This window comes from uncultured Abyssibacter sp., from assembly GCF_964000955.1.
Classification (GTDB): Bacteria; Pseudomonadota; Gammaproteobacteria; order Nevskiales; family OUC007; genus Abyssibacter.
In genome coordinates this window covers 1-11,170 of sequence record NZ_CAXFCL010000365.1, presented here as the reverse complement: position 1 = coordinate 11,170, position 11,170 = coordinate 1, and the positions used below count along the sequence as shown (strand labels likewise).

Annotated in this window: 12 protein-coding genes; 6 read left to right on the top strand and 6 right to left on the bottom strand. The window is 66.7% G+C overall.

Annotated features, from left to right (window positions below; all coding sequences use genetic code 11):
• Together ABNS06_RS17830 and ABNS06_RS17825 are read right to left on the bottom strand one after the other, a co-directional pair.
• Positions 1-873 (bottom strand): amidase (locus ABNS06_RS17830; protein ID WP_348675954.1); only part of this gene is annotated, 873 nt, incomplete at its 3' end.
• 80 nt (positions 874-953) lie between these two features.
• Positions 954-1,289 (bottom strand): DOPA 4,5-dioxygenase family protein, encoded by a 336-nt coding sequence (locus ABNS06_RS17825; RefSeq protein ID WP_348675953.1) that lies wholly within the window; start codon positions 1,287-1,289, stop codon positions 954-956.
• A 95-nt stretch (positions 1,290-1,384) separates the two neighbouring features.
• On the opposite strand from ABNS06_RS17825, the gene ABNS06_RS17820 reads away from it, so the two are divergent.
• From ABNS06_RS17820 to ABNS06_RS17810, 3 genes are read left to right on the top strand one after another with little or no spacing between them, the layout of a single operon-like run.
• Complete coding sequence (locus ABNS06_RS17820; RefSeq protein WP_348675952.1) at positions 1,385-2,332, top strand: LysR substrate-binding domain-containing protein; 948 nt, start codon at positions 1,385-1,387, stop codon at positions 2,330-2,332.
• Positions 2,262-3,260 carry a hypothetical protein gene (locus tag ABNS06_RS17815; RefSeq protein ID WP_348675951.1) on the top strand — a complete coding sequence of 333 codons (999 nt, stop codon included), beginning with the start codon at positions 2,262-2,264 and terminating at the stop codon, positions 3,258-3,260. The genes ABNS06_RS17820 and ABNS06_RS17815 overlap by 71 nt, the downstream gene beginning before the upstream one ends.
• On the top strand, positions 3,208-3,651 hold the full coding sequence (locus tag ABNS06_RS17810; protein ID WP_348675950.1) for a hypothetical protein: 444 nt from the start codon (positions 3,208-3,210) through the stop codon (positions 3,649-3,651). The genes ABNS06_RS17815 and ABNS06_RS17810 overlap by 53 nt, the downstream gene beginning before the upstream one ends.
• 287 nt (positions 3,652-3,938) lie before the next feature.
• Here the strand turns inward: ABNS06_RS17810 and ABNS06_RS17805 are convergent, their stop codons facing one another.
• A complete protein-coding gene (locus ABNS06_RS17805) occupies positions 3,939-6,065 on the bottom strand; it encodes a TonB-dependent receptor (RefSeq protein WP_348675949.1) in 2,127 nt (708 codons plus the stop codon).
• A 96-nt stretch (positions 6,066-6,161) separates the two neighbouring features.
• A complete protein-coding gene (locus ABNS06_RS17800) occupies positions 6,162-6,446 on the bottom strand; it encodes a hypothetical protein (protein WP_348675948.1) in 285 nt (94 codons plus the stop codon).
• A 34-nt stretch (positions 6,447-6,480) separates the two neighbouring features.
• Between ABNS06_RS17800 and dapF the strand changes: the two genes are divergently transcribed.
• Both dapF and ABNS06_RS17790 read left to right on the top strand, forming a co-directional pair.
• The gene (dapF, locus tag ABNS06_RS17795) at positions 6,481-7,320 is read left to right on the top strand and encodes a diaminopimelate epimerase (protein WP_348675947.1); all 840 of its coding nucleotides are present in this window, start codon (positions 6,481-6,483) and stop codon (positions 7,318-7,320) included.
• A gap of 104 nt (positions 7,321-7,424) precedes the next feature.
• Positions 7,425-8,132, top strand: coding sequence for a DUF484 family protein (locus ABNS06_RS17790; protein WP_348675946.1), 708 nt, complete (start codon positions 7,425-7,427; stop codon positions 8,130-8,132).
• Positions 8,133-8,151: 19 nt separating this feature from the next.
• On the opposite strand, the gene ABNS06_RS17785 is transcribed toward ABNS06_RS17790, so the two are convergent.
• Complete coding sequence (locus ABNS06_RS17785; RefSeq protein WP_348675945.1) at positions 8,152-8,799, bottom strand: MBL fold metallo-hydrolase; 648 nt, start codon at positions 8,797-8,799, stop codon at positions 8,152-8,154.
• A gap of 93 nt (positions 8,800-8,892) precedes the next feature.
• Here ABNS06_RS17785 and xerC point away from each other — a divergent pair, with 93 nt between their 5' ends.
• Positions 8,893-9,798, top strand: a complete 906-nt coding sequence (gene xerC / locus ABNS06_RS17780) for a tyrosine recombinase XerC (RefSeq protein WP_348675944.1) — start codon at positions 8,893-8,895, stop codon at positions 9,796-9,798.
• A 6-nt stretch (positions 9,799-9,804) separates the two neighbouring features.
• On the opposite strand, the gene ABNS06_RS17775 is transcribed toward xerC, so the two are convergent.
• The coding region (locus ABNS06_RS17775) for an alkaline phosphatase PhoX (protein WP_348675943.1) at positions 9,805-11,170 on the bottom strand (1,366 nt) is incomplete at its 5' end.

The window sequence follows — 11,170 nt, the reverse complement described above, 5'->3', positions numbered from 1 at the left end:
CACCGTGTGGCCCAGCGATTCGAGCAGTTCCGCGGTGCGGGTCAGACCGGCCAGGCAATCCGCGTGCATGTCGTCGCCCAGCATCGGAACACCGCTGACCGCGATGTGCAGCGGCCGCACCGGTGTTTCCAGCGACTGAAGATACGGCTGTGCCGGCGCGGGCGCTTGCGAGGGGGCGCCCGGCTCCGGACCGCTGACGGCGTCCAGCACCGCGGCGGTGTCACGCACCGTACGTGACAGCGGGAGTTCCACGGCGCAGCCGAACCAGACATCGCCGCGATCCGGTCCGGTGGGCGTGCGGCCGCGCGTGGGCTTGAGTCCGACCAGCCCGTTGCAGCTCGCGGGGATGCGGATCGAACCGCCGCCATCGCCACCACCGGCCATCGGGACCAGCCCCGCGGCAATGGCCGCGCCGGTGCCGCCGCTGGATCCGCCTGGCGTGCATGCCGGGTTCCAGGGGTTGCGCGCGGGGCCGAACAATGCGGGTTCGGTGAACGGTGTCAGGCCGAATTCCGGTGTGTTGGTCTTGCCGAAGATACTCAGCCCGCTGCGCTTGTAGCGCACCACCAGGTCACTGTCCTTCGATGGGATGTAGTCCTTGAGAAAGCGGCTGCCCGAGCTGATCGGCGCGCCGGCATAGTCCGACAGCAGGTCCTTGATCAGGAACGGCACGCCCGCGAACGGCCCGTTGTTCAGCGGCTGCCGGACCCGGGCGCGGGCGTCCTCGTAGAGCTTGCCGACAATCGCGTTGAGCTGTGGATTGATCCGCTCGACGCCGCGGATCGCGGCCTCCAGCAGTTCCTCGGCGGAGACGTCTCCGTCGCGAATCAGTTTGGCGAGCGCGAGGGCGTCTCCTTCGGGCAAAGCATCCATGGTCGGTCCCTTCGGCGTTGGCGCGGCGGTCGTGAATTGTGAGCGACCGTAGCCGCCGCGGCCCGCCGGGGCAACTGCCGTCAGAGTCGGTCCAGATGCACCGGTTTCGGATCACCCAGCCATTGCGCCAGTTCCGAATGCGCGGCGAGTTCGTCCTCGACGACCGGGTGAACCAGCACGGACAACGGGCCGCGCACATGCTCCAGCAGCGCCAGGGCCTCATCCAGCTCGTCGGCGCTGACATGCGCTTCGAACATCGGTCCGTCATGCGGCCCCACGGCGCGCGGGATCAGGCGCCCGAGGTAGGGAAACGACAGGCTCGAGCGCGCGAGGTGGTCTCGTACCTCGGCGGCGATCTCCGATGTCGTGTGATCAAAGTAGACATGCAGGTGGTACCAGCGCGGGATGGTGTTCATCGGCGTTCCGGTTCTCGGGTTGCGGAGATGATGCGGTTGCAGATGCTTCGGAAAAAGCGAAATATTCGACGCTGCTCATTCAGATTTTCTGAAACATGAAGCTGACCCTGGATGCATTGCGCGTCATGGACGCCATCGACGCGACAGGCAGTTTTGCCGGTGCAGGCGATGTCCTGTTCCGCGTGCCGTCCGCGATCACCTATTCCGTGCGCAAGCTCGAGGACGATCTGGGGGTCACGGTCTTCGACCGATCGGGTCGCAAGGCGCGACTCACACCGGCCGGTCGGGAATTGCTGGAGCGTGGTCGCCGGTTGCTGGCGGAAGCGGAGGAGCTGGAAGATCGCGTCCGGCGGATGGCGACCGGATGGGAAACCGAACTGCGCATCGCCGTGGACGACGTGCTGGGCACCGAGCGCCTGATGCCGTTGCTCACGGAGTTCTACGCCAGCGATTGCGGGACCTCGCGCATCCGGTTGCTCACCGAGGTCTACGGCGGTCCCACCGATGCGCTGACCGAAGGGCGGGCGGATCTGGCGATCGGCGTCACCGGCGAACTGCCGCAACAGCCGCCGCTGCGGTCGGTAACGCTGGGCTGGGTCCGGTTCGTGTTCTGTTTGTCCGGAGATCACCCGCTGGCGTCGGTTCCGGAACCGATCACCGACGATCAGCTGCGCGCGCATCGCGCGATCGTGGTCAGCGACACCTCGCGCACACTGCCGGGCCGGTCCAGCGGCTTTCTTCCCGAACAGGACGTGTTGTATGTCCCCAGTCTGGCTGCCAAGCTCGAAGCGCAGCGACGAGGACTGGGAGTGGGATTCCTCCCGGCCTGTCTGGCGCGGCAGGATCTCGACACGGGGCGGCTGGTCACCCGGGAGGTCGGCATTCAGCGGGAACCCGCGCTCTTCAAGCTCGTCTGGCGCGCCGATCGGGAAGGACGCGCGCTGGACTGGTTTGTTCGTAAACTGAAGCACTATGAACCGATTACTGATCTGCTTGATCCCGTGCCTGCTGCTGGTCCATCCGGCACGGGTACAGGCGAATGACGCCGTCGCGGCGTCCGTCGGCGAATTGCTGGCCTACTACTTCTCCATCGAGGAGTTCGCCAGCGTTTGCCGGGTCCACGCGCGTTCGGCGGCGCCCGGCGTCGAAGGGGCCTTCGAGACCTGGGACGAGCGCAACCGCCAGCTGGTAGACGAGTTGCAGGGGCGTTTCGCACGGCTGGTCGCCGAGGATCTCAAGCTCGACTCGCTGGATCCGCTCGTGCAGAACGAGGTGGAGCGCAACTGGCGGGCGACACGCAACGCCGCATCGCTCTACCAGCGACAGCAGCTGGCGGCGATGGAAACCGGTCAACTGCACAACGCCTGCCGCCGCCTGAACGAGTCGCTGCTGGTGGCGGCCTCCGATGTCGACCAGGCGAATCAGAAGGCGTGGGAAACGGTGTTCTTCCGCGTGCCCGCAACGGAAACCTCGATTCTGGGCACCTGGGCTACCGAGGAGGATTGCGGGGGCGAGCGCTGGACGGTCCGCGCCGACGGCACCGATCAGGTCTCGCTGCAAACCGAGGACATCACATACGGCTACAAGGGTCACTGGTCGCTGGCGCGGGGCCTGTTCCGCTCCAGTGGCGTCGAGAATTCCGGTGCGAAGGTCACCATGGTGGGCAACACCATCCTGGACCGCACCGGTCGGTTGCTGACGCTGGAGGTCACCCACCAGACCGTGCAGCCACAGGGTGAGGGGCTGCAGACCACGGCCCCGGAAGACCTCTACACCGTGACCTACGAGCGCTGCCCGCAGGGCACGCGCATTACCCACCTGCAATTCGATGAACGCGCCGTCGCGAAAGCACCGGAACCCGAGCGGGAACCGCCGGCCGATGATACGGAGACCTTCTTCTATGCGCGGCAGCCGACTGATGAAGATACTGACGATTCCGGCGACGTTTCTCAGCGGCCTCGTCGCCGCTAGCGTCTGGTATCAGCTTCAGGATCCACTGGTCCCGCCGGTCGCAGTGGAACGGCCGGCGATTGATGCGGAAATCGCCAAGCTGACCGAGTCCATGTACGTCGCCCGGCAGCTGGATGTCGGCGAGATCGAGGCCGCGCGGGATTACCTGGCCCTGTCCATGGATCTGGATATCCTGTCTCTGGGCGAGCAGCTCGGCGGTCTCAACCCGCAGCGACGCGCCGCCGCGTTGAGCGTGCTGGCCGAGATTCACGACTACCGCAGCAACTACCCGTCGACCATCGAGACCCGCGATACACAACAGCAGCAGGCTTTCGCCGCGATGCGGGCGGATGTGGACACGATTCTGGAACGCGCCGCCGAGCTGGCGCCGGCGGGGCGGTTGCAGTTCTGAGGGATTGGGCTCGGTGAGCGCTTGAGCAGGTTTCGTCGTGCCGGGCGAGCCGATTTTCTATGTACGCCCACCGCCCGCTGCGATGCTTGGCCACGTCCAGCCGGTTTCAAGCACGGACTGAACCGAAGCGGGGTTTTCGCGCCTTGCCTGGCCTGTTTGCAGGCAGCAACTTGGCGGCGCGAATAGATCAGTGCTTCCCCCAGCTGACCGGGATCAATGCATGCCAATGCGGCGACGGGCCTGCCGTTCTGGCATGCCCGTCGCCGCGTCAATTGATGCGCGTTCGATCAGAACTCGAAACTCGCATCCACCAGCAACGACCGCCCCGCTCCGGGCGCGATGTCCTTGATGAACGAGGTGTGGTCACGAATTTCCTCATCCAGCAGGTTGCGTCCGCGCAGGCCGAGCACCAGGCCGTACTGCCCGCGGATGGTCCAGGTGATGTCCGCATCCAGTCGATCGTATGCGTCGGTCTCGGTTTCCAGGCTGGCGGTGTCGCTCTGCCTGGCCACGTGGGTCAGGCGGATGTCCGCGGTGACCGGTCCGCGCTCCCAGTCCAGGCCGGCGCCAATGCGCGATGGCGTGATGCGCGGCAGCGATGACCCGTCGGTCAACTCACCGGTGACGGTGTCGGCGAAGATGCGCGGGCGCCACTGGCCGGCGGCGGGTGAGTCCAGTACCAGCACGGCGAACGAGGCTTCCGCGCCAGCGAAATCGGCATCGTCCTGCGTGTACGCCACGTACAGCAACTCGCCATCGGCTTCCGGCGTGCCTTCCTCGTCGACGCGATCCGGTTCGCCGTCGGGCAGCAGGGTGTCGGTTTCGCTCTGGTAGATGTAGTCGTCGTAGCGGGTCACGAAGGCGGTGAGTTCCGCATCGATCCGCTCCGAGTGCCAGTGCAGGCTGATGTCGAGGTTGTTCGCCACTTCCTCCGTCAGATCCAGGTTTCCGACCTCGAAGGACTCGGTCGCCAGGTGTGGGCCGTTGGAGTAGAGCTCCTGCGACGAGGGCGCGCGCTGCGAGCGGGACAGGGACACCGCCAGGTTCGCCGAGTCGCTCAGCATGTAGTTGCCGCCAACCGAGAGCGAGACCGTCGAGAAGTCACGCGATGGCGCGCCGCCTTCCGGGCTGTGATCGGTCGACTCGACGCGTGCGCCGGCTTCCAGGCGCAACGGATCGAGATGCCACTCCTCGACCCAGAACAAGCCGACCGATTGCGTGTCCACCGGCGGCACGAAGGCTTCCTCGCCGATGGCCGAGAACTCGGAATCAATCCATTGCAGCCCGACCACGCCGGAGAAGTCGCCCAGCGGCGCGTGCGTCGCTTCCAGACGGGCCTCGAAACCATTGTTCTCGAAGCGAGTGCCCGGTTCGCCGGATGGTTCGATTTCGGTGTGCTCATAGTCGCTGACGACCACGGCGCCGCGGAGCCGGGTGACCGCGGGGAGCGGTTCCAGCACCTCGAACTTGCCGTCGTAGCGGACCTGGTTCAGGTCGATGCGGACGCCAGCTTCCTCCTCGTCCTCGTGGCCTTCCTCTTCGTGTTCCTCACCTTCTTCCTCGTGATGGTGATGGCCGGGAATGCCGTAGTTGGTGCGGTAGGTCGTCACGGAGGCGCCGACAAATCCCCAATCGTCGACCCAGGAGGTGCCCAGCGCGGTCGAGTTGGTCGAGGTGCTGCTGTTTTCGAGCAGGCCGGCGACCTCGTCCTCTTCCTCGTGTTCCTCGCCTTCGTGCTCGTCTTCCTCCGCTTCGTGCGCGGCCGCGGACTCCGCCATGCCGGGAATCTCGATGTCGTGCGTTCGCCGGACCAGGCCGTCGACATGCAGATTGAAGCGGCCGAAACCGGTCTCGACATGGCCGAAGTAGGTGCGGCCGTCGCGGGCTGTGTCGTACTGAGTTCCCAGCACACCCGTGGGGCCCACGACCGGTTCGGTCGGAATCGTGTCGGAGACGACATTCACCACGCCGCCGATGGCGCCGTTGCCGTAGAGCAGCGTGGCCGGGCCACGGAGCACCTCGATCTGTCGGGCGCGGAACGGCTCGGTGGAGATGTTGTGGTCGGGGCTGACGGAGGAGGCATCGAGCACGCCCACGCCACCGTCGAGCACGCGCACGCGCGGACCGGACTGTCCGCGAATCACCACTCGGCCGGAGCCGGGACCGAAGCTGGCGTTGGCGATGCCCGGTTGCTGATCCAGGGTTTCGCCCAGCGTGGCGGCGCGTTCGCGGTCAAGGTCTTCGCCGACGAGGACATCAACGGGGCGTGTGGATTCCAGTTCGCCACGATTGGCGAACGGTTCCGCGGTGACCTGGATGGGGTCCAGTTCCAGGGTTTCGGAATCGACTTCGGGGTCGGCCGCGTGGGCCGAGAGGGTTGCGAACAGCGCAACCGGCAGAATCATGCGGTTCATGCAGGGATCACTCCTGACGGGCCCGGTCGGGCCCAGCAAAACGAAATACCGACGCCGCGCATTCACGCGTGCGTTCGGCGAATCAATCGGTTTTGGTCAGGCTGTGAGTGGGGGTGCGCGCAGTGCCCGTGAAGCCCAGGCAATCGTGGCGACGGGGTTATCGTGCAGCCGCTTGACGACGCAGGCGTCCGGCGCATGGACGATTGTGAGTTCCGGGATGGCCGGTCCGGCCGCCGCATCCTGTGCGATGTGGCAAAGTGCACACATCCCGTGCACCGGCTCCAGCACATGATCGGCCGCATGCGTCGCCGCGCTCCACTGCAAGGCAAGCAGTGCGACGGCGACGAATTGCAGCAAATGCTGGCGGAAGGAGCGGTGCATCCCCTAAATGTTGCACATGGCCATTGAAGGTTCAATGACAAACACGCGTCTCGAGTTCACCAAGATGCACGCGCTGGGCAACGATTTCGTCGTGATCGACGCCACGCGCACCGCGGTTCCGCTGACGGTGCCGCAAATCCGGTTGCTTGCGGACCGGCGTCGGGGCGTGGGTTGCGATCAGATCCTGATGCTGGAACCGGCGTCCGAGGCGGGCGTGGATTTCGGTTACCGGATTCTCAATGCCGATGGCACTGAGGTCGGACAGTGTGGCAACGGCGTGCGCTGTGTGGCCCGCTACGCCATCGACCGTGGCCTCACGGACAAGACCGAGCTGGTCTTCGCGACGCAGACCACGTCGATTCGCGTGCAGGTGGGCGCGGAGACGATTCATGTGGACATGGGCGAACCCGAGTTCGAACCGACGCGCATTCCGCTCGCGGTTTCACGGATGTGCGACCGCTATCCGCTGGAGATCGATGGCCACAGCTGGTTCTTCGGCGCCGTGTCCATGGGCAATCCGCACGTGGTGCTGCAGGTCGAGGATGTCGACGACGCCCCGGTACGCACGGTGGGCCCACGGATCGAGACTCATCCGCTGTTTCCGGAGCGCGCGAACGTCGGTTTCGCCTGCGTGCTGTCCCCCGACCGCATCCGGTTGCGCGTCTGGGAGCGGGGCGTGGGCGAGACCCAGGCCTGCGGCAGCGGGGCTTGCGGCGCGGTCGCGGTGCTGCGCCGGTTGCAGGCGGTGGGGCCCGATGTGCGGGTCGAGCTGCCCGGTGGAACGCTGGCGACCCACTGGGATGGCCCGGGTCATTCGCTGTGGATGGAAGGGCCCGCGACCACCGTGTTCGACGGGGTCATCACGCTGTCCTGAGCCGCGCTGGTCGCCTGGCGCAGCCATGCGCCGTTGTTTTCGATAGTATCTATCCTGGATTCAACGACTTAAGTGCGGGGAGCATGGGGAGTTCAGAGGACAAGGTGGGCCTGGCGGCCCTGCAGCCGGAAGACGTGGCCGTGCAGGCGGCGACCGAGGAGGATGTCGTCGCGTTCATCGAGCGACGGCCTGATTTCTTCGCCGAGCATCCGCATCTGCTGGAAGGCATTGAACTGGCGCATGCGGCTGGTTCGGCGTCATCGCTGATCGAGCGGCAGGTCTCGGTGCTGCGGCAGCGCAACGATCAGTTGCGCGAACGCCTGCACCAGCTGGCGGAGGTCGCGCGGCAGAACGAGCAGCGCATGCGCAAGGCCAACGATCTGGCGGTGGCGCTGCTGGGCGCCGGCACGGCGGAATCGACCATCGACATCGCACGCTCGCGCATGACCCAGGCGTTTGCCGTTGATGCGGTGTTCGTCGGTCTTTACGACACGGATGCGGTGAGCAATGCCGTGTGCGTCGACGCCGGGCATGCGCTGCGAACGACCTATGCCAACCTGATTCGCACCGGGCTGATCGAGTGCGGGCCGCTTGGCGATGACGCCCGCTCGCAGCTGTTCGGCGACCGGCCCGTCGCCTCCGCCGCGGTGGTGCCACTGGATCGCGTGCATCCGCTGGGGCTGATGGCAGTCGGTAGCGAGGACCCTGCGCGTTTCCGGCCAGGCATGGGTACGCTGTTCCTGGATCTGATCGCCGAGTTGCTGACCGCCTCGATCCGGCGGTATCTGCCCGCCGACGGATCAGGCAGCTGATCCGTCGCGACACCGGCGCCTAGCGGCCGAGGGCGGCGTCCGAGACGAAAGGGTTGCTGCGCCGCTCGGCGCCGAAGGTCGAGGTCCGTCCGTGACCGGGCACGAAGCTGACATCGTCGCCCAGCGGCCAGAGGCGTTCGCGAATCGAGCGCAGCAGCGTGGCGTGGTCGCCGCGGGGAAAGTCGGTGCGGCCGATCGAGCCCTGGAACAGCACGTCGCCGACGATGGCCACGCGCAGGCCGGGATGAAACAGCACGACATGACCCGGGGTGTGGCCCGGACAGTGGTAGACATCCAGGGTTTGTTCGCCGAACGTCACCTGATCGCCGTTTTCCAGCCAGCGATGGGGCGTGAATCGCTCGGCCGGCGGAAAGCCGAAGCTGGCGCCCTGCTCGGGCAGCAGATCGATCCAGAACTGATCTTCCCTGTGCGGCCCCTCGATGGGCACGCCCAGGCGTCTGGCCAGCTCGCCGGCGCCGCCCGCGTGGTCGATATGCGCGTGGGTGATGATGATCTTTTCCACCTCCGCGCCGGCCTGTTCCACCGTCGCCAGCAGCCGGTCCAGGTCGCCGCCGGGATCGACGATCGCGGCCTTGCGTGTGCTCTCGCAGATCAGGATCGAGCAGTTCTGCTGAAACGGTGTGACGGGGACGATCTTGATCTGCACGGGTTTGGATGGTGATCAGGTGGGAGCGTGGATGATGCCAGAGTCACCGTTTTCGATAGCATGGCGCCATCTACCGGTTTTGCGGCGGTGACCATGACGGCGCTGACAGCCGACCTCGACAGTTTCGACCGCGTACTGCGCGACGAGCGACAGCTTTCGGCGCATACGCGCGCGGCCTACCGGCGTGACCTCGACCGGTTGCGCGAGTATCTGGAGGCGCGAGGCATTGGTGACTGGGCGGCGGTGGGCGTGGCCGACATCCGTCAGTGGATGGCGGGCGAACATCGCCGTGGCCTGTCCCCCAGTTCCCTGCAGCGCGCGCTGTCGTCGGTGCGCAGCTTTTATGCCCACCTGCTGCGCCACGGCCGCTGCGGCGCCGACCCGGCCGCGGATGTGCGTGCGCCCAAGCGCGGGCGGCCGTTGCCGAAGGGGGTGGATGTCGACGAGGTCAGCAGCCTGCTCGACCGGCCGGCCGAGACGACGCTGGAGGTACGCGATCTCGCGCTGATGGAGTTGATCTACTCCAGCGGTCTTCGCCTGGCCGAGGCCGTGAGTGTCAATCTCGCGGACTTCTGGCCCGGCGACGGCATGCTGCGTGTCACCGGCAAGGGCGCGAAGGTGCGCGAAGTGCCGGTGGGGCGCGCGGCGGCGCAGGCCGTGCGCCGCTGGATCAAGTTGCGCGGCGAGCTGGCGGCACCGGACGAGCCGGCGCTGTTCGTGTCGTCACGCGGCGGGCGTTTGTCGCCGCGTTCGGTGCAAACCCGGCTGGCGCAGGCCGCGCAGAAGGCCGGGCTGCCGTCGCGGCTGCACCCGCATCGGCTGCGGCATGCCTTCGCCACCCACATGCTGGAGTCCAGCGGGGATTTGCGCGCGGTGCAGGAGTTGCTGGGTCACGCCAGCATCAGCACCACGCAGGTCTACACCCATCTGGATTTCCAGCACCTTGCCGAGGTGTACGACAAGGCGCACCCCCGCGCCCGCAAGCGCGACGACGATTGACGCCATTCAGGCCCGGTACTGCTCCGGAATCGTCAGCTCGTAGGTCACGCCGCTGCCGGTGTTGCCGACGGCGTAGTTCGGACCGCGTTGCGAGCTGAAGTACAGGTGGCTGCCATCCGGCGAGAACGCCGGGCCGGTGATCTCCGAGCCACCCAGCGTGACCTGTACCAGCACCTTGGCGGGCGCGTTGGGCACCGCGACGATCAACCGCATGGCGTCGCCATCCTCCGCCACCAGCACATCCCCGGCGGGCGAGACGACCACATTGTCCACGTCGTCGAAATCCGGATCGATCGATCCGTTGTCGAACACGGTTTCGATCAGATCGTTGTCGATGTCGTAGGCATAGACCCGGTTGTCACCCTTGCTGGCGAAGAACACCAGCGCCCGGGTGGGTTTCGAGCCGCCGGGCGGCGTGCTTTGCAGCGCCGCGGGCACGTCGTAGATCCAGATGCCTTCGCCACCTCTGAAAATGGTGCCCGGCACCTGCATGCCGGCGCCCGCGAGGTTATCGCGCACTGTGGCCTGCGGCATCTCGGGGCTGGCGACATCCACCCAGCTCGTGCGGTGCAGCGTGCGCCAGATCGCGTCGTCTTCCGCGTAGCCGCCGTTCTCGTAACCCTCGATGTTCAGCGCCTGCAACACGCCGGACTGCATGTTCAGCCGCGTACGGCCTTCGCCGTCGGTGGTCAGGTCACTGGCATCGGCCACGAAACGGTACAGCCGGCCGCTGCCGGAATCCTCGGTCAGGAACACGGTGCGTGTCGCCAGGTCGACCGCGGCGGCCTCGTGGTTGAAGTAGCCGAGCGCCGGCAGCGCCCGTGCGGTGTCCGGTGTGCCGAAGGGGTCACATTCGTAGACGATGCCGTCACCGGTTTCCTCGCAGGACAGCCAGGTGGCCCACGGTGTGGCGCCGCCCGCACAATTGCGACGCGTGCCGTCGAGGATGCGATAGGCGTCCACGAGATTGGCGCTGGCGTCAAAACGCAGGGCGCCAACGCCGCCGTTCGGCCCGTCGGTTTCGCTGTTGGAGACATAGACCCAGCCGCCGTCCTCGGCGGCATAACAGGCGCCCCCGTCCGGTGACTCGTGCCAGTTGTAGCCGGTGAGGCCGAGCGGATCGAACACGCCGGTCAGCGGGTTGCTCAGGTGTTTCGCCACGGCGCGCACGGAAAAGCCTTCCGGTGCGAGAATGCCGTCGACGCCCGTGTCCACCAGTTCGCCGATCTGCGACAACGGGCCGGGCGGAATGCCGAACTCCATGCCGGCGGGGTCGGTCACGCCGCCCGGGCCATCGCCGGAACCGTTCGGCTTGCTCAGGGTCTCGCTGCCGGCACAGGCGGTCAGCCAGGCGGGGGTGCCGGCGGCGCCT

Coding starts and splice junctions, on each gene's coding strand:
- ABNS06_RS17810 (WP_348675950.1), top strand. CDS start 3,208: ATGAAGATACTGACGATTCCGGCGACGTTTCTCAGCGGCCTCGTCGCC.
- ABNS06_RS17815 (WP_348675951.1), top strand. CDS start 2,262: ATGAACCGATTACTGATCTGCTTGATCCCGTGCCTGCTGCTGGTCCAT.
- ABNS06_RS17805 (WP_348675949.1), bottom strand. CDS start 6,065: ATGAACCGCATGATTCTGCCGGTTGCGCTGTTCGCAACCCTCTCGGCC.
- dapF (WP_348675947.1), top strand. CDS start 6,481: ATGACAAACACGCGTCTCGAGTTCACCAAGATGCACGCGCTGGGCAAC.
- xerC (WP_348675944.1), top strand. CDS start 8,893: ATGACGGCGCTGACAGCCGACCTCGACAGTTTCGACCGCGTACTGCGC.
- ABNS06_RS17800 (WP_348675948.1), bottom strand. CDS start 6,446: ATGCACCGCTCCTTCCGCCAGCATTTGCTGCAATTCGTCGCCGTCGCA.
- ABNS06_RS17825 (WP_348675953.1), bottom strand. CDS start 1,289: ATGAACACCATCCCGCGCTGGTACCACCTGCATGTCTACTTTGATCAC.
- ABNS06_RS17820 (WP_348675952.1), top strand. CDS start 1,385: ATGAAGCTGACCCTGGATGCATTGCGCGTCATGGACGCCATCGACGCG.